This window comes from Candidatus Magnetaquiglobus sp. (genome assembly GCF_058402785.1).
In genome coordinates this window covers 33,202-51,126 of the sequence record NZ_JBZVFG010000021.1, presented here as the reverse complement: position 1 = coordinate 51,126, position 17,925 = coordinate 33,202, and the positions used below count along the sequence as shown (strand labels likewise).

Sequence of the window (17,925 nt, the reverse complement as noted above, 5' to 3'; positions counted from 1 at the left end):
CATGGCTGACACCGAAAGTCACCGAATGGAAAAAATCCCATCAGTATAGCCAGAATGGAACGGCAGATCAATCCCCCGCGACCGCGCTTTTCGGCAATCCGGTCACTCGCTGATGGCGTCGAACCCCCCGCCCTCCCCGAAAGGCATGGGATTCTCCCCCTCCACGCGGATCACGATGCCGCACGGCACGCAGGCGATGGCGCGTCCGGCGCCCTGGACCCAGCCCGCGCGGGTGCCGATCATGCGCGGGCTGCGGTGCTCGAGCAGACGCACCCGTCCCCCCTCGACCTGCACCACCACCGGCCCCAGACGTCCGGCCACCTCGTGTTTCGCATCCGTGTCGAGTGCCAGTCGCAGCACCGGTCGATTGTCCCGCGAGACGATGGCGCTCTTTCCCGGCGTGGTCACGGTGAGCACGGCGGAAGCCAGGATCGTCACGGCGCTCACCCCCATCAACCAGCGATCCGCGGGCGTGACGGCGCGCCGGAACAAATCGAGCGGAGTCATGGGGTCGGGGGTGCGGCGATGAAGCCGGGGGTCTGGACGCGGCTGCCGTCCGCGCGGATCAGCAGGGCCGCGCAGTCCGGGAATTTCTCCAGCAGGGCCAGTCCTTTGGTTTCGCCGAGCACGAACAACGCGGTGCTCAAGGAGTCGGCCAGGAACGAACTGGGGGCCTGGATCGAAACCGAGATCAACCCGGAGCGGGCCGACTGGCCGGTGGCCGGATCGAGGATATGGTGATGACGCACCCCGTCGTGAAGGAAGAACCGTTCGTAATCGCCCGAGGTGGAGATGGCGATGGACCCCTTGATATCCATCACCGCCACCACGCCCTCGGCCTGCCTGGGATCGCGCAGACCGATGTGCCAGGGTTTGCCGCCCTTGTCGCCGACGATGCGCATGTCGCCGCCGGCGTTGATCAACGCATGGGCAATTCCCTCCCGCTCCAGGATCTCCATGGCCCGATCCACGGCATACCCCTTGGCGATTCCACCCAGATCGAGAGCCACCGACGCATGGGCCAGACGCAAGCGATGGGCGTCGATCTCGATGCCCGGACCCGTCAGGGTGGCGCGTCCGGCACGCCACGCCTCGATCCTGGCAGCCTCGGGCGGGGTTTCGGGAGGGGGATCGCGAGAGAACCCCCAAAGATCCGAAAGCGGACCCAGGCCGATGTCAAAGGCACCCCCCGAGAGCCCGTCGATCTCCATCCCCAGGGTCACCACCCGCTCCAACTCCTCGGAGAGCGGCTGCCAGGCGCCCCGTTCCGCCGCGTTCAGACCGGCGACCTCGCTGGTGGCCACGAATCGGCTCATCCGGGCCTCGATGCGCGCCATCTCCTCGAAGGCGGCGTTCATGGCCGGTTGGGCCCGTCCCTTCTCCACCCCCCAGGCGGAGATGGTCACCAGGGTGCCCATCAACAGACGGGTATCGGTCTGGATGCCGCGCGGAGCGGGGGCGAGCAGGGCGCGGACCAGGGCCACGATCAGCAACGCGCCGACGATCCCCGCGATGATCAGCCGTCTGCTCATCCCATGTCCCCCCACAGCACCTGACAGGCCACCACCGTGGCCATGGCGGCGGTTTCGGCGCGCAGCACGCGCGGACCCAGGGAGACGGTGACGAAACCCAACTCCTCGCGGGCCAGACGCACCTCCTCGGCGCTCAATCCCCCCTCGGGTCCGATCAGCAGAGTCACCGCCGCTCCGGGATGAGGCAGCGCGCGCAACCGCTCGCCCCGTTCTCCGGCGGACTCCCAAAACAGCAGACGCGGCCCTTCCGTGAGCAAGGGTGGCAGCTCCGACCAACCCACCGGATCGTAAAGCTCCGGGACGCGGGTGCGTCCGCACTGCTGGGCCGCCTCGATGGCGATGCGCTTGAGACGGCGAGATTTGTTGTCGCTCTGACGCGCGTCCGGACGGCAGACCCCATACCGGCTGATCAGGGGGATCAGGCGATCCACCCCGGCCTCGACCGCCTTTTGCACCGCCAGTTCGATCGCGCCGCTCTTGGTCAACCCGAGAATCAGGGTGACGCGCAGGGGAGAATCCTTCAAGGCCGGCACGAATCCGACCGGCTCGACCCACAGCGTGGGACCGGTTTCCACGATCGTGGCACGCCACTCGCCGGGTTCGCCACAAAAGAGGATCACCGTGTCGCCGCGTGTCAGACGCAGGGTGCGCAGCAGACGATTCCGCTCGGCCTCGTCGAGGGCCAAGCGTTCGCCGAGGCGCGGAGAGTGTGGGACGAACAGTCGCGGGATCATGGCGTTATCAAAAAATCGCGAATTTTTGGGATCCATTCCACCGAGGACACATTGCCCACGGACCCATTCCGAGATACTTTTTAGAAGGTATTGGGGGATTCCGGGAATGGGATCCCTCAACGCGCACGGTTCGAAGTACTGTTCGAAGCGTGCTTGAATCGACGGCTTCGCCAACGGGCGGGCCAGGGAACGCCCGTTGGCGAAGCCCCAGGGGTTAAACTACCACGCATCGCGGGTCTCATCCACCTGGATTCTTGGATTCTTGTTTATTGCGCGCCGATCGAACCGTTCCATGACGTTGCCCTTTCCACTACTGCCGCTGACGCCCTGGCATCCCCCCGATCCGTTTCCGGAGCTGGCTGACCTGGTGATCGCGCCACGCTACCGGGAGCTGCTCGCCAGCACCGACTCGTTGACGCGGCGTCTGGAGAATCTCACCGGTCTGCCGTCCCGGGTCCGCCTCGAAGAGCAGACCCGATCCACGACCGGCGCCGAATCCGAAGAACCCTGGGATCCCGACTGGCTCGCCACCGGGTCCGCGCCCTTTCTGATCCGCGCCGCCTGGCTGCGGCTCGGCGATCTGGAAATGGTCTTCGCCCACTCGAGGCTCTCCCTGGCCGGCATGGACCCGCACGTCCAGCAGGCCATCGAGGTGGGGGATCAACCCCTGGGATCCCTCTTTCTGGCCCGCGACGAACAGGTGGAACGTCGTCATCTGCAACTGTCCGCCTGTCGCGCTCCCGCCCTGGCCGAACGGCTCGGTCGGGATGCCGACCTGCCCTTCATCCTGCGTCGCTCCCTGTTTCTGGTGGCCGGCCAGCCGCGCGGTCGCATCCTGGAGCTTTTCCTGACGGATCTCTCCCGATGAATCGTCTGATCGCCCGCCTGCCCAAACCGTGGATGCGCGAATGCCTGCTCCTGATGCGCGTCGATCGTTCCATCGGCACCTGGCTGTTGCTCTGGCCCGCCTTGTGGGGGATGGTCGCCGCCGGCTCCGGCACGATCCACCTGGGGTGGCTGGTCGTCTTCTCGCTGGGAGCCTTCGTGATGCGCTCCGCCGGCTGCGTGGCCAACGACCTGGCCGATCGCGACATCGATCCCCTGGTCGCCCGCACCCGCAACCGCCCCCTGGCCGCCCGACGCGTCACCCCGACCCTCGCCAAACGGTTGCTGTTCGCACTGCTGGTCATCGCCCTGCTGCTGGGACTCACCCTGCCTGTCCAGGCATGGCAACTCTGTTTCGTCGGCGCGCTCCTCGCGGTCACCTACCCCTTCGCCAAACGGCTCGTCCCGGTGCCGCAACTCTATCTGGGCATCGCCTTCGCCTGGGGGGTGCCGATCGCCTGGGTGACCGTGGCCCACACGCTGGAACCCACCACCTGGCTGCTGTTCGGGGCCGCCATGACCTGGACCATCGCCTTCGACACCATCTACGCCATGATGGATCGGGAGGATGATCTGAAAATCGGCGTCAACTCCACGGCCATTTTTTTCGGCAGATACGACATCGCCGCCACCGGCCTGCTGTTCGTGGTAACCCTCGGTCTGCTGGTCGAGGTCGGGTTGCGACTCGGCATGGGCTGGGGCTATTTTCTGCTTCTTGGCGGGGCGCTTCTGCATGCGATCTGGCAGATCGTCTCGATCCGCGACCAGGAGAACAGCGCCCTGATGCGTGCCTTCGTGGCCAACAAGTGGTTCGGAATGCTCGTTTTTTCAGCGTTCCTCGCCGGAGGGTGACCCACCGCGAACAGGAGATCGCAAATTTTTTCTGGACAAACCACCCGGAAATGGTCTAGAGTTGCGGTTCTGGTTTCGGGGCGTGGCGCAGCCTGGTAGCGCACAAGCATGGGGCGCTTGGGGCCGGAGGTTCAAATCCTCTCGTCCCGACCAGTTTTTTTTCGCAGGCTTTTATTGATTTTCCCCCCTTTGAAGGCACGCTCGCTTTTGGATCGTGCTTTTTTTTATTCCCTCGCTGGAAAACGCCTTCAAAAAAAAAATACACACCCCTCTTGAAACTTCGCGCGGCATGGATATATCCAACAAGGTAGAGCACCAATCTGTCTTCCCTGGAGATTTGGAGAGCCGACCATGACCGCTTATCCCGTTGCCTTGCACCGCTCTTCCGAGCTGACCCGCGCCGAAGGTGGGGACAGCTTTCGCCAGTTCGTGCGTCACGCCTTCCAGGCCCCGATCCTCACCGCCGAGGAGGAACAGGAACTGGCCACCCGCTTCAAACGCGACAACGATCTGGAGGCTGCCCATCAACTGGTGCATGCCTACCTGCGCCTGGTGCTGAAAATCGCCCGTGAATACGGCAACTACCACCTGCACATGCCCGATCTGGTCCAGGAGGGGACCGTGGGGTTGATGCATGCCGTGAAAAAATTCGACCCCTCCCTGGGCAACCGCCTTTCATCCTATGCGGTGTGGTGGATCCGCGCCTCGATCCACGAATTCATCCTCAACTCCTGGCGCATGGTCAAGATCGCCACCACGCAGCTCAAACGACAACTCTTCTTCAAACTGCGCCAGGCCAAGGACTCCCCGCTCCCGTTGAACTGGGAGGAGGCCGAGGAGTTGGCCCGCAAGTTCGGCACCGATCCGTCCACCATCCTGGAGATGGATGGCCGCATGAGCGGTTCCGACACCTCGCTCAACCAGTCGATCCTCGAGGAGGATGGCGAGATCATCGACCTGATCCCGGACCGCCGCCCCAACCAGGAGCACCTCTGCATCGCCCATGAGCAAAAAAACCGTCAGCGCGACATGCTGCGCCAGGGGCTCAACCATCTGAATCCCCGCGAGCGGATGATCATCACCGAACGGTTTCTCTCCGAACGGCAACAGACCCTCGACACCCTCTCCACCACCCTGGCCATCAGCCGAGAACGGGTGCGCCAGATCGAAAAACGGGCGCTCGAAAAACTCAAGGCCTTCATGGAGAGTCTCCCCGACGGTCGCGAATTGGCCCTCGAGACGGTTTGACCAGCTCTGCATCCCCATTGTAAACTTGCAGGATGGGGGGAGAACCCGCACTCACCCCCCGTACCATGATGGACCTCCCTTCGGGAGTTCCATGGTAAACTTGACAGGATGGGGGGAGAACCCTCCACCCCCCGTACCATGGACCTCCCTTCGGGCGTTCCATGGCAGAATAGTCGACATGCCTGAAAACCCATGCAGCCGTTCCAGGCGTATCGTTCCGCTCTGAACCGCACCTGTTTTGGAAGGCGTCGTTTCTTTTTGCAAGGCTTCAAGCGTCGTTTCCAGAAACCGGAACCAACGCTCACGAAAGCCGCGCGCGACGCCTGTGTGGCCCCTCCTTCGGGAGTTCCACGACAATCCTGACAGATCCGGGCCATCTGGATGGGGATTCCTGGATGATCGACTGGCGCAACTGGCTTCCCCACGTCACAAAGCCCCCCGCACCCCGCCCATCGCGTCATCATCCACCCCACCCGACACCTCCCCCGAACACGTCCCCCATCGGCGTGCCGACCCTGTTTCTGGCCTGGATGATCCCCGGCATCCTCATCGGACTCCCCAGTGTCGGCGAACACCGCCCGGCCCTGATCGCCATTGCCCTGCTGCCCGCTTTCGCCGCCACCTGGTCACGCTTCGAGACGCGCCGGTCGTCGGTTCTTCTCCCCCTGCTCCTCGGCCTGATCTGGGGCGGCATCGTCGTGATCGGCTTCCCCCTGCCCAACCCGACGCCGTTGCCCGACACCCCCAAACACCGGATCACCCTAGAGGCCATCGTGGCCGATCGGGACGACCGGGACGATTCAACGGTGCTGCTCCTCGACGCGGCGCGCGGGGAGAACTGGCAGCCGGACGGGCTGGCGCGGATATCCCTGTATCGACAGAAAACAAACGTCCACCCCGGTGACCGGATCCGGCTGACCGCCCGCTTTCATCCCATGACCGGCGCGCGCAATCCGGGCGGGTTCGACTATCGGAACCATCTGCTCGAAAACAACATCGTCGCCACCGGTTCGGCATCCGGGGCGATCGAAACCATCGGCACCACGGAGACATGGTTCTGGAACCGACAACGCCAACGGATCGCCGAGTGGATCGGCGCCACCCTGCCCGAATCGCAACGGGGGCTGACCGAAACGTTGCTGGTCGGCAAGCGCGGCCATCTGGACAGCGCGTTGCAAAACGCCCTGTTCGTCTCCGGCACCTTCCACCTGGTGGCCATCTCCGGGCTGCATCTCACCCTCATCGGTGGCGCGGTCTTTTATCTCAGCCGCCTGCTGCTGACCCTGATCATCCCCCTCTCCCGTCGCTGGGATCTGAAACCCGCCGCCGCCCTCCTCTCCCTGATCCCGATCACCGCCTACGCTTTTCTGGCCGGATGGTCGGTCTCCACGCAACGCGCCTTCATCATGGTGGGACTGTTCCTGATCTCCGTGGCGCTGCGCCGGCAGCGTCAGGCGTGGCGCATCCTCACCTTGGCCGCGATTCTGATGCTCTCCTGGCAACCCTCGCAACTGCTCAATGCCGGCTTCCAGCTCTCGTTTCTGTGCGTGGTGGTGATTCTGTTTCTCAACGCGCATCTCCCGGCCCGCAACTGGCGCGAAAAATCGGTTTTCGCCCTTGCTTGCACCACAGTCATCGAACTGGTCATCGCACCCATCTCAATGTGGGCATTTCACCGCCTCACCCCCTTTGGAGTGCTGGCCAATTTTCTGATGATCCCCTGGGTCGGAGAACTCTCCACCCCGCTGGGACTGGTCGCCATGGTGGTGCAACCCGTCTGGCCCTGGCTGGGCAACGGCCTGATCGAACTCACCGGCTGGAGCCTGGAGATCTACCGCTGGCTGATCGAACAGATCGTCACCTGGCCAGGGGCGGACACGAGGATCGCCGGCCCCATCCTGCCAGGAGTGGCTCTGTATGTGTCCGCGCTGCTCGTGGCCGGCACCCTCCGCGACGCGGGCCCGTGGGCCTGGCGCCGGCTGGTGTTCGTGCTGGTGGCGATCCTCGGATTGCAGTGGCCCAGGAGCGCGATTCCGGAACATGAACTGCGCATGACCGTGCTCGACGTGGGTCAGGCGCTGTCCGTGCTGGTCAAGAGCCCGGGTGGCGGCTGGTCGCTCTTTGATGCCGGGGGCACGGTGAACGCCCGGTTCGACATCGGCGAGGCCACCATCTCCACCGCCTTGTGGCATCATGGGGTGGAACGGCTGGAACGGGTGGTGTTGAGCCATCCGCAACGGGACCACATGGCCGGCATGGCGCGGGTGATCCGCAACTTCCCGGTGGGATCGCTCTGGATCGGGCAGTGGTCGGACAAGGACGAATCCGGAGGGATGTTCCAGGAACTGATGGCCACCGCCGCCCGTCGCGACGTGCCGGTGGTGCGCATCCAGGGTCCGGCGGCCCTGCGCGACGGATCGGCGCTGATCCGCATGCTCCCGCCCATGGATGCCGCCACGAAAGCCTCTCTCAACGACCGCTCCCAGGCCATGGAGATCACCCACGGCGCCCATGCGTTTCTTCTGACCGGGGACATGGAAGCGCGCGAGGAGTCCTGGCTGATCTCCCGACGCGCCCTGGGTCCGATGAGCGTGGTGATCGTTCCCCATCACGGCTCGCGCACCTCCTCGACCCCGAACTTCGTTCAAACCACGCGACCCGAACACGCGGTGATCAGCGTGGGAGCGACCAATCCGTGGGGATTTCCCAAGCCCGAGGTGGTGCGACGCTGGGAGGAGGCGGGCGCACGCATCTGGCGCACCGATCGGCAGGGGGCCGTTTCGTTCATGAGCGATGGTCAACGGCTCGAAGTGACCTCCGCGGAGTGACGCGCCAGACTGAAACCCTTGGTGAATCAGGAACCGGACGGCACTTTGAGCAGGATCTCCGCAGCCTCGGCAATGGCGCGAAACCGTTCCGCCGCTCCCCCCCGATCCGGATGGTGCAGCAACGACAACTCCCGATAGCGACGCCGGATCGCCCCGGAATCGGCATCCGGACCCACCCCGAGCACGGCCCGTGCCGAATCCCGCCTCTCCCAGCAATCCAGACGCCGCCAGAATCCGGCCAACAGTGCGATCACCTGCTCACGGGTGGTCTCTTCCAGATGGGTGGTATCCAGATAGTATGCCCGCAACGGATCCGGGATCTCCACGGCCACGGGATCGCCCGCCCGCCACGGACGCAACACGATGCCCAGGCAGTGGATCTCCAGATCCCCGCGTTGCGCGCGCCGCAACTGCCCCTGCAACAGATAGAGCTGATGAAACAGAAAAAAATGGGTGCGGAACAGGGAGAGTTCATCCGACAGCACGCAGCCATCGAAGGGGGGTACGCCCTCCTTTTGCAGACGTTTCACCAGGTCGTATTCCCGCAAGCCCTCCGGATGTGCGGCGAGAATGCCCAACAAATGCCCGCTCAACGGCGTGGCCCCGGAGAGGTCGGAGAGCGGGGGATCGGCGGGAGATCTTGACAAATCAGGACAACCTCAATAGATAGGGTGGGCGACTGGATGGACCCGGAGCGGGATTTTCGGGCCCATGGCGTGAATTTCGCCCTTCAACCGACGAATCCGACCCGTCCGAAACACCTTTCAACCGCCCTATTCAACCCATGACCCTCTCGGGTCGCGATGGAGAGCGCAGCATGAAAATCAATCTGTTCGTCCTGGACGAGATGCAACCCGCCGCGATCAGCGCCCTGCTGACCCGCTCGGAGAACGACATCGAACGACTGTTGTCCGTGGTCGCGCCGATCATCGAGCGCGTCAAGAACGAGGGAGATGCCGCCCTGGTCGATTTCAACGCCAAATTCGACAAGGTGGAGATGCAGGCTTCCCAGCTCAAGGCCACCGAGGCGGAGTTCGAACAGGCGCATCGCAACCTCCCGGAGGATGTCAAGGAGGTGATCCGTCGCTCGGCGGCCAACATCCGCTCCTTTCATGAGGCGCAGATGCCCGACGCGATGTGGTTCAAGGAGATCCAACCCGGCATCATGGCCGGCGAAAAGATCACCCCCATCCCCTCCATCGGTCTGTACGTGCCGCGCGGCAAGGGGGCGTTCCCGTCGGTGATGCTGATGCTGGGTCTGCCGGCCAAGATCGCCGGCGTGGAGCACATCATGGTCTGCACGCCTCCCGCGCCGGGCGGACTGGTGGATGACGCCACCCTGTTCGCCGCCGAGTTGTGCGGCATCAAGGAGGTCTACAAGACCGGTGGCGCCCAGGCGATCGCCGCCATGGCCTACGGCACCGAGACCGTGCCCAAGGTGGTCAAGACCAGCGGTCCGGGCAGCAGCTACGTCTCGGCGGCCAAGCGGCTGTTGTACAGCAAGATCGATGTCGGCGCGCCGGCGGGTCCGAGCGAAGCGATCATTCTGTGCGACGAGCACGCCGATCCGTTCGTGGCCGCGCTGGATCTGTTGATCGAGGCCGAACACGGACCCGATTCCACAGCCATGCTGGTCACCCACGATCGCACGCTGGCCGAACGGGTGCTGGAGATCCTGCCGGGGCTGATCGCCGATCTGCCGGAACAGCGTCGCGACTTCTGCACCACCGTGCTCACCAACTACGGCGGCGTGGTGCTCACCTCCAGTCTGGAGGCCTCCATCGCCTTCACCAACGATTTCGCCCCCGAGCATCTCGAGGTGATGACCGAGGATCCCCTGTTCGTGGCCAACCGCATCCAGCATGCCGGCGAAATCCTGCTCGGCTCCCACACCCCGATCACCATCGGCAACTTCTCCCTGGGGGTCAACGCCATCCTGCCGACCGGCGGATTCGCCAAGACCTTCTCATGCGTCACGGTGTTCGATTTCCTCAAGCGCTCCTCCATCGGCTGGGTAAGCCGTCAGGGATACGCCAACATCAAGGATACCGCCCTGCGCTTCGCCCAGTACGAAGGGTTCGCCTCCCACGCCAACGCGATTCTCAAGCGTCCCCATTGAGTGACTCTCCGGATCGGGCATCCACCCCGCGTGGCCGCCCGATCCGGCATCCCTCCCTCAGCGCCGACCTTCTTCACGAACCGCCCGACGTCAAACGCACCCCTCCCGGCGTCAAACACCGCACGAACCGCCCGGCGCCGACCACAAACAATCCGCCGCCCCGCGCCAGACTCACGGACAGTGACGCACGAGCCGCAACCCCACATTGCCATGGCGGAACTCCGGGTCGAGGGCATATCGGGCCGTGGAACGCTGCATCTGGGCGTAGTAGTGCCAACTGCCGCCCCGGATCACCCGTTTATCGCCCTTTTGCGGACCTTGCGGATTCTCCTGATCCGCCCCCGCGTACCCTTTCGGGTCGTAGCGATCGGCGGTCCACTCCCAAACGTTGCCGCTCATGTCGTACAATCCCAGGCCATTGGCCTGCTTCTGGCCCACCGGATGGGTGGTGCCCTCGCTGTTGCGACGCACCCAACCCAACGACCACGAGCCATTCCCCCCGCAATACCGTTCCGGCTTGCCCGCCGATCGGCAGGCATACTCCCATTCAGCTTCGGTCGGCAGGCGGAAGCGGCACTGCCCCCCTCCCTGATTGAGCTTGGCGAGAAAAGCCTGCGCATCGTTCCAGGAGACCTGTTCCACCGGGCAATCATCCCCGCAAGCGGTGAAACGCGACGGATTGCTCCCCATCACCGCGCGCCACTGGGCTTGGGTCACCTCCTTCTGACCCAGCCAGAAGCCGTTCAAACGCACCGGGCGAACCGGTTTCTCGTCGCCGTCGCACCGCTCCTGCCAAGAACCGCATCCCATCTCGAAGCGTCCTGCCGGCACCTCCACGAAGCTCATGCCGGAGAGGGGATCACGCCAAATGGCGGGTATCGAGCCCTTGACCGTCTCGGCGGCTTTCTCGGCAGCTTTCTTGTCGGCTTTCTTGTCGGCGGCAGCTTTCTCGGTGGCGGACTTCTCGGCGGCAGCTTTCTCGGTCGCGGACTTCTCGGCGGCAGCTTTCTCGGCGGCGGCTTTCTCGGCGGCTTTCTTGTCGGCGGCGGCTTTCTCGGCGGCTTTCTTGTCGGCGGCTTTCTTGTCGGCGGCGGCTTTCTCGGCGGCTTTCTTGTCGGCGGCGGCTTTCTCGGTGGCGGCTTTCTCGGCGGCGGCTTTCTCGGCGGCGGCTTTCTCGGCGGCGGCTTTCTCGGCGGCAGCTTTCTCGGCGGCGGCTTTCTTCTCGGCGGCGGACTTCTCGGCGGCGGACTTCTCGGTCGCGGCCTTCTCGGCGGCGGCCTTTTTGTCAGCTGCGGCCCTCTGCTCGGCGACACGCCGCCGCTCCGCCTCGGCCCGCTCCTCGATCAAACGCCGCTCGACGGCCTGGCGCTCCTCGAGTTGACGCTGCTCGCTCACATGGTTCCAATAACTCAAACCAACCGCCAACAACAAAGATCCCCCCACGATCCATGTCTTGGCCCCGGTGGGATGCCACCCCTGGAACAGTGCGCGCCACAACCCGCTCAACGGGCCACCACCACGCCCCTCCGGCTTGATCTTCTCCAGATCCGTTCCACACCGCCGACAGATCTGCTCACTCTTGAACACCGGCATCTGACAGGTTGGACAATGCGACATGGCAATCACCCTTCAATGGCCCTTGAAACCCGGTCACGGATCTTGCACACGCGACTTCCGCAAACCGTTCAACCCCTCTTTCACACCGCATCGTAAGAGAGTTGGCGCTGTTTTTCAATAATCATGCATCCACTTGAACACCAACTTCTCGCGCTTGAGCCCACGGATCAGCGTCTCCAACGACTCGAGCGTCGATTGGACGTTGAAATGAAAGTCATGCATCAAAATCACGATCCTATCCGCTTTCACCGTCTTGCCACCCGTCAACCTCTGGCGAATACGGTTCAACAGCGACTCGACGGGTTCCAACGCACCCCTGCGTCCCGGACGCCCCCATTCGATGTCCCAGCCATAGATCACGAAACCGTTCTCGAACAGCTGTTCGATCCCCTTGGGAGCCTTGTTGGCGATATCCCTGGGATGGGAATCGGCACTTACGTAGCGATTCTCGTAACGCCAGTCGATGCGACCCGGCAAACGGGTCGGATAGGGTGGTTGCGTGAAACCAAGAACCTCGTTATTCTTGCGGAAATCGGCCAACATGCCATCCGGATCGGCATAAAAGGTCCGATACCGCTCCCAGGCGTGGCTGTAGGAGTGGTTGGCGATGCGTACCCACGGGGAGTCCTGAAGCAGCCTCAAGGTCTCGCGACGTTCGGCGTTGGCGACCACATGGTCGCCAACCAGAAAAAAGGTGCCCGGCACCTCCTCGCGGGTCAGCACGGCCAGAATCTCCCGCGTACCCGTGAGCGGACCATCGTCAAAGGTCAAATAGACCTGTTTGTTCTCCAGCGACTCCCCGGCCACCGCCGAGGCCATCGACCACCCGACCACCAGACCGATCAGGATCATCCAAACCGATTGTTTGCACACCGTCATCGCTTGCCGACTCTTTCCCCTCAGACCTGAACCCGGTTGAACACACGCACCATGAGCCTCGATCCTGCCATCACCCCGCCAGTCAACACCGAAGCGATGAAACCCGCCGCCGACAAACCAACCGGTTGGCGCCGCCGCTGGGCGATCCTGCGCGTGACCACCCGCCGGCAACTGATCACTCCGATGCTGCGCGGCAACCACGACCCCACCTTTTATGCCCGCGCCTCGGCTGTGGGGTTCTTCTTCAATTTCACCCCGACCGTCGGCGCGCAAATCCCCCTGCTGGTGGCGATCTGGACCCTCACCCGCACCCTCGTGCCGCGCTGGAATTTTCACCTCGGCGTGGCCTGCGCCTGGACGCTTCTGACCAGCGTGCCCACCGCGCCGCCGATGTATTACGCCTTCTATCTCACCGGACAACTCATACTCGGACGCTGGGAGAGCCCGGCGGGTTTCGATCTCTTCACCAATGCCCTGCACGGCATGCACACCGGATCCGACTGGCTGGAGTCGCTCTGGATGGAACTGACGCAGTTGTGGGATCTGTTCGGCATGCCGCTGTTCATCGGCTCTCTGCCGTGGGGATTCGGCACCGGCTGGCTCGCCTACATCTGGACCGTGCGCATGATCAACCGTCACCGCGCCCGCCGCCACGCCACCACCACCCGGAGGTCGCCAGGCGCCCTGCCCGACTCCTGATGCCGCACGCGCCCCGCTTCAACCCAAGACTCCTGATGCCGCACGCGTCCCGCTTCAACCCAAGGCGTCGAGATACCGCACCCGAAACCGCACCCCCAACTCCTCCTCGGCAATGCGCCGACAGGCGGCGATATCCACCCCCTCAACCCCCTGGATGGCCGTGGCCGTGATCTCCGGCACATGCGCCCGCGCGGCGCGCATGAACCCCTTCACCGCCTCATAGGATCCCGACAGGGCCGGACGGCAGATGCGCGTGTAGGTCGCCTCGTCCTGGGCGTTGAGCGACACCGACAAGGCATCGATCAATCCGGCGAAACGCGGCGTCACATCCGTGCCAAAAACCCGGTTGGCCAATCCATCGGTGTTGATGCGGATCCGCTTCGGACCGCGCCGCTTGATCTCGGCGGCCACCTCCAGCAGGGTCTCCAGGCGCAGGGTCGGCTCGCCGAAACCACAGAAAACCACCTCCTGATAACCGGACACATCCCCCAACGCCTCAAGCACCCGCCGGGCATCCGGATGACGGCGCAACGTCAGATCGTGCCCCTTGACCACGGTCTGCCCCTCCCATTTGGGACAGAATGCACAATGCAGGGTGCAAGCCTTCGTTAAATTGACATACAGGGCATTGCCGATCACATAGGCGAGTTTCTCGTCCTCTGCCGCCGAAGCGGGCCGATCTTCCTGGTGGATGCGGAACAGGCGAAGATAGTTCCCGGTGGTGACCCGCGCCACCTCCTCCAGGGGACGATCCAGCAGTTGCGCCAGAAACTCCGCCACACGCACCACATAGGCCGGTTCGTTGCGCTTGCCCCGATGGGGAATCGGCGCCAGATACGGAGCATCGGTCTCGATCAGCAGGCGCTCCAAAGGCAAGGTCCGGGCCACCTCTTGCAACTCACGCGCGGCCTTGAAGGTGAGAATCCCGGAAAAGGAGAGGTGAAACCCCTGATCCAGTGCCCAGCGGGCCATCCGGGCCGAACCGGTGAAACAGTGGATCACCCCGCCGCAGGTGGCCGCGCGCTCCTCTTCCATCACCCGCCGGGTCTCCTCTTCCGCCTCGCGGGTGTGGACCACCAGCGGCAACCCCATCTCTCGGGCGGCGCGGATGTGGTTGCGAAAAACGATCTCCTGTTGCGCGCGCGGGCTGAACTCGTAGTGCAGATCAAAGCCAGTCTCGCCGATGGCCACCACCTTGGGATGATGACAGCGGGCCAGGATCGCCTCCACCGAAAACTCCGGCACCTCGGCGGCATGATGGGGATGGATCCCCACCGACGCGTAGATATCCGGATCCTCCCCGATCAGCGCCAACAGCGGCTCCACCTCGCTCAAGCGGGTGGTGATGGCGTTGATCCACGCCACGCCCGCCGCGCGGGCCCGGTGCAAGACCTCCGGCAGGTCGTCCCGAAAATCGGGAAAATCCAAATGGGCATGACTGTCCGCAAAACGCAACATCGCTCAAGACTCCCCGCCGGTCGATGGTGAGGGCGCGCCGTCCGATCCACTGCCCTCGCCCTCGCGCCGCGCGCCGGAACCCCGTCGCCGGCGACGCCGACGCCGGGCCGGCTTGCCCGGCTCGGCCTGGGTGGACTCCTCCTCTCCGGCCTCATCACCGCCATCCTCGTCCCCCCTGGCCGACCCTCCGACAGCGCCGCCATCTTCGTCCCCCCTGGCCGACCCTCCGACAGCGCCGCCCGAAACCACCGGATCCCCGGTCGCGCCGTTCTCCATCATTTCGGAACCAGCCTGGGATCCGGCTTCGCCTCCGGCACCGCTCCCCTTCCCGCCGCGCCTCCGGCGTCGGGAAGGACGCTTGCGAACCCCCTCCTCGGTCTCCCCGGTCTCCCCGGTCTCCGTCGGCGCTTCGACCACCGGACGCGTTACCACCTCCACCTCGGCAACCTCGGCGGGACGTTTCCGAACCCGTGACCGTTCCACCGGCCTTTCGGCGCTCCTGTTCTCCGCGCGCTCGCCCCGCTTCTCGCCAGACTGACCCGCCCCATCCCGGATCACACCACCGGATGCCGCCCCGTTCGCACGGATTTCACCCCGGTTTCCGGACTCCTGACGCGGACAACGCATCGGCACGCCCCGCTTGCCTCGCGACAAACCGGTGGACGGCACCGGAGCGCGCGGCGTCTCATCCCCCTCCGTCGCGTCGCCACCCTCATCGGCATCCGGATTCACCGTGCCGACATACTCTCCGGCCAGTTTGTCCAGGTCCATGGTCTCGATCACACCTTCGCCAAACCAGATCTCCACCCGGTTGACCAGCGGGAACAGTCCGCGCACCACCCCCTCCCGGCCATCCTTGAGGGTCACCTTGGATTTGGGTTTGGGGAGATTCTTGCGCAACGCGAGATAGACATCGTTCTCATAGGCCAGACAGCACATCAACCGGCCACACACCCCGGAGATCCCCTCCGGGGTGAGCGACAGATCCTGATTCTTGGCCATGCGCACCGAAACCGGATGAAACCGGGTCAGGAACTGACCGCAGCAGAGCATCTTGCCGCACGGACCCAGCCCGCACAACAGCTTGCTCTCGTCGCGCACCCCCACATGACGCATCTCGACCCGCACGCGCAGATCGGCGGACAACAGCCGCACCAGATCGCGAAAGTCGATGCGCTCCTCGGAGGTGAAATGGATGATCGCCTTGTTCCCGCCCAGGGGATAGACCACCTTGGAGAGTTTCATCGGCAGTTTCAACGCGCGAATCCGCTCGCGACAGATGCGTTGCGCCTTGAGTTCCTGTTCGGCGCGCCCGTCGAGAAACCGCAGATCCTTGTCGTTGAGCCGCCGCACCACGCGCCGGATCGGACCAGGATAGGGTTCGGAGGGCAACTCGAAGATGTGACGAATGGTGGCCACCACCTCGCCATCGGCCACCTGCACCAGCAACCGATCCCCCACCGACACCGCGCCGGGGTCGCAGGCCACCCGATAGACCATGCAGGAGTCGGGAATCGTCATCCCGAGCAGTTTTCGACCCGCCGGCGCCACCACCGGCACCGGAATCTTCATCATCGGCGGCGCGTAAGGTTCCTCATCCGCGTCCAACTCCTCCAGATCCCCCGGACCGAAACCAGGCTCCGCCTCCCCGTCCCCGCCGGACACGTCCGGATCGTCCCCAAACGCCACGGACAGGTCATCCCTCCAGCCCAGGGACAACGCCCCGCCCTTCTCCTCCGGTCCCGGCGACTCCGGATTCAACGCCCCCTCCGGATCGTCCGGAACCCTATCCCGCCATGCGCCACTCATGTCAAAATGCCACTCCTCGCATCCGCGCCAGACGGATGAAAATCGACTCCAGGGTCAAACGCGGATTCAGATTGATCGTCCGGCACTCACGCAACAGGCTCGTGACCGCAGAGACGGTCTCCAGCCATCGCTCGACCTCCCCGGCCCTACCGCCCGCCACCTCCTGGTGGATCCGTTCCGCGCACCAGGTTTCCAACAACTCGGGCACCAGGGCAAACCGTTCCGACTCGCTCCAGACGCGCGCCGACTCGATCAAGTCCGCCAGGGAGCGTCCGCCCAGGGCGTCCAGATCGCAAAACAGACGTTGACGCCCCTCCAGCATCCCGACATCGCACCAGCGCAGCGCCACCCCGACGCTTCCCCCCGCCAGTCCGATCGCCGCCTGCCGCGCATCCGGATCACTCTCCGGAGCGAGTCGTTCCAACAACCGTTTCAGACTCGCGTCGTCCAGCAACGCAAAGCGCTCCTTGAGGCACCGGGAACGGATCGTCGGCAACAAGGCGCCAGGACGCTCGGTGACCAGAATCAACAACGATCCGGACGGCGGTTCTTCCAGAGTTTTCAACAACGCGTTGGCCGCGGCCTCGTTCATCCAGGCGGCATCGTCGATGATGGCGGCTTTCCAGGCCGCCTCCAGCGGGGTGAAGGCGATGAAACGGGTCAAATCGCGCACCTGGTCCACCGAAATGCGCGACTTGTTCTCCTCGACCTCAAGGATGCGCAAATCCGGATGGTGTCCTTCGGCGCACTTGCGACAGGTCAGGCACCGACCGCAACCCGAAACACCCGACGCCTCCCGGATCGGCGTGGGACAGAACAGGCTCTGGATCCAGGCCAGCGCCAGGGTGCGCTTGCCGACCCCGCCGGGACCGTGAAACAGCCACGCATGGCCGGGACGTCCCATCTCCAATGCGTGCCGCAAGCGGGCCACGATGGCGTCATGACCCACGATGGTGGAGAAAACCGATTCGGTCATGGTGCAACCCAAAGTTCGTGACAAGGCATGCGGCCAGTCGCCACTGGCATGCCGCCTCTGGCGGCCTGTTTTTTGGGCCCTGCGCGCGGGATCGTTTGGCCAAAATCGCAAAACGATCCCGCGGCCAAGGCGACGCGCAGCATTTTTTTCGCAAAAAGCACTTTTTTGCAGAGCGCGCCAAGAAAACAAAGACAAAACCTCGGAGGCGCTGCTTCCGAACCTCCGCCGGAGAGCTTCGGCCCCGGTCCGCCGTAACGGTTTACCATGGAACTCCCGAAGGGAGGTCCAT

General features: G+C 64.3%; 15 protein-coding genes and 1 tRNA gene. 7 read left to right on the top strand and 9 right to left on the bottom strand.

Translation table 11 applies throughout. The features are described 5' to 3' along the window. Positions 1-102 precede the first annotated feature (102 nt). The 3 genes from ACV4UY_RS09020 to ACV4UY_RS09010 are packed head-to-tail and all read right to left on the bottom strand — an operon-like array spanning position 103 to position 2,266. A complete protein-coding gene (locus ACV4UY_RS09020) occupies positions 103-507 on the bottom strand; it encodes a NusG domain II-containing protein (RefSeq protein WP_491607270.1) in 405 nt (134 codons plus the stop codon). After that, entirely contained in the window at positions 504-1,532 is a 1,029-nt protein-coding gene (locus tag ACV4UY_RS09015; protein ID WP_491607269.1) for an FAD:protein FMN transferase, read from the bottom strand. The genes ACV4UY_RS09020 and ACV4UY_RS09015 overlap by 4 nt, the downstream gene beginning before the upstream one ends. After that, on the bottom strand, positions 1,529-2,266 hold the full coding sequence (locus ACV4UY_RS09010; RefSeq protein WP_491607268.1) for an RsmE family RNA methyltransferase: 738 nt from the start codon (positions 2,264-2,266) through the stop codon (positions 1,529-1,531). The genes ACV4UY_RS09015 and ACV4UY_RS09010 overlap by 4 nt, the downstream gene beginning before the upstream one ends. A 292-nt stretch (positions 2,267-2,558) precedes the next feature. Here ACV4UY_RS09010 and ACV4UY_RS09005 point away from each other — a divergent pair, with 292 nt between their 5' ends. From ACV4UY_RS09005 to ACV4UY_RS08985, 5 genes are all read left to right on the top strand, one after another. Then, on the top strand, positions 2,559-3,134 hold the full coding sequence (locus tag ACV4UY_RS09005; RefSeq protein WP_491607267.1) for a chorismate--pyruvate lyase family protein: 576 nt from the start codon (positions 2,559-2,561) through the stop codon (positions 3,132-3,134). Beyond that, positions 3,131-4,003, top strand: coding sequence for a 4-hydroxybenzoate octaprenyltransferase (gene ubiA, locus ACV4UY_RS09000; RefSeq protein WP_491607266.1), 873 nt, complete (start codon positions 3,131-3,133; stop codon positions 4,001-4,003). The genes ACV4UY_RS09005 and ubiA overlap by 4 nt, the downstream gene beginning before the upstream one ends. 76 nt (positions 4,004-4,079) lie before the next feature. Then, positions 4,080-4,156: transfer RNA gene (locus tag ACV4UY_RS08995), tRNA-Pro, on the top strand. Positions 4,157-4,354: 198 nt separating this feature from the next. Then, positions 4,355-5,251, top strand: a complete 897-nt coding sequence (locus tag ACV4UY_RS08990; RefSeq protein WP_491607265.1) for an RNA polymerase factor sigma-32 — start codon at positions 4,355-4,357, stop codon at positions 5,249-5,251. A 506-nt stretch (positions 5,252-5,757) separates the two neighbouring features. Next, positions 5,758-8,079: a DNA internalization-related competence protein ComEC/Rec2 gene (locus ACV4UY_RS08985; protein WP_491607264.1), complete on the top strand. Its 2,322-nt coding sequence runs from the start codon at positions 5,758-5,760 to the stop codon at positions 8,077-8,079. Between the two features lie 26 nt (positions 8,080-8,105). Here ACV4UY_RS08985 and ACV4UY_RS08980 read toward each other — a convergent pair whose 3' ends face one another. Continuing rightward, positions 8,106-8,726, bottom strand: coding sequence for a DNA-J related domain-containing protein (locus ACV4UY_RS08980; RefSeq protein ID WP_491607263.1), 621 nt, complete (start codon positions 8,724-8,726; stop codon positions 8,106-8,108). A gap of 170 nt (positions 8,727-8,896) precedes the next feature. Here ACV4UY_RS08980 and hisD point away from each other — a divergent pair, with 170 nt between their 5' ends. Next, a complete protein-coding gene (hisD, locus tag ACV4UY_RS08975; protein WP_491607262.1) occupies positions 8,897-10,198 on the top strand; it encodes a histidinol dehydrogenase in 1,302 nt (433 codons plus the stop codon). A 171-nt stretch (positions 10,199-10,369) separates the two neighbouring features. On the opposite strand, the gene ACV4UY_RS08970 is transcribed toward hisD, so the two are convergent. After that, positions 10,370-11,815 (bottom strand): formylglycine-generating enzyme family protein, encoded by a 1,446-nt coding sequence (locus ACV4UY_RS08970; RefSeq protein ID WP_491607261.1) that lies wholly within the window; start codon positions 11,813-11,815, stop codon positions 10,370-10,372. Positions 11,816-11,929: 114 nt separating this feature from the next. Beyond that, positions 11,930-12,694, bottom strand: a complete 765-nt coding sequence (locus tag ACV4UY_RS08965) for a polysaccharide deacetylase family protein (RefSeq protein ID WP_491607260.1) — start codon at positions 12,692-12,694, stop codon at positions 11,930-11,932. A 51-nt stretch (positions 12,695-12,745) separates the two neighbouring features. Between ACV4UY_RS08965 and ACV4UY_RS08960 the strand changes: the two genes are divergently transcribed. Continuing rightward, the gene (locus tag ACV4UY_RS08960; RefSeq protein ID WP_491607259.1) at positions 12,746-13,393 is read left to right on the top strand and encodes a DUF2062 domain-containing protein; all 648 of its coding nucleotides are present in this window, start codon (positions 12,746-12,748) and stop codon (positions 13,391-13,393) included. Between the two features lie 54 nt (positions 13,394-13,447). On the opposite strand, the gene ACV4UY_RS08955 is transcribed toward ACV4UY_RS08960, so the two are convergent. The 3 genes from ACV4UY_RS08955 to holB are packed head-to-tail and all read right to left on the bottom strand — an operon-like array spanning position 13,448 to position 17,636. Beyond that, complete coding sequence (locus tag ACV4UY_RS08955) at positions 13,448-14,851, bottom strand: TatD family hydrolase (protein ID WP_491607258.1); 1,404 nt, start codon at positions 14,849-14,851, stop codon at positions 13,448-13,450. Between the two features lie 3 nt (positions 14,852-14,854). Next, entirely contained in the window at positions 14,855-16,660 is a 1,806-nt protein-coding gene (locus tag ACV4UY_RS08950) for a PSP1 domain-containing protein (RefSeq protein ID WP_491607257.1), read from the bottom strand. A 1-nt stretch (position 16,661) separates the two neighbouring features. Then, complete coding sequence (gene holB / locus ACV4UY_RS08945) at positions 16,662-17,636, bottom strand: DNA polymerase III subunit delta' (protein WP_491607256.1); 975 nt, start codon at positions 17,634-17,636, stop codon at positions 16,662-16,664. Positions 17,637-17,925: the final 289 nt, after the last annotated feature.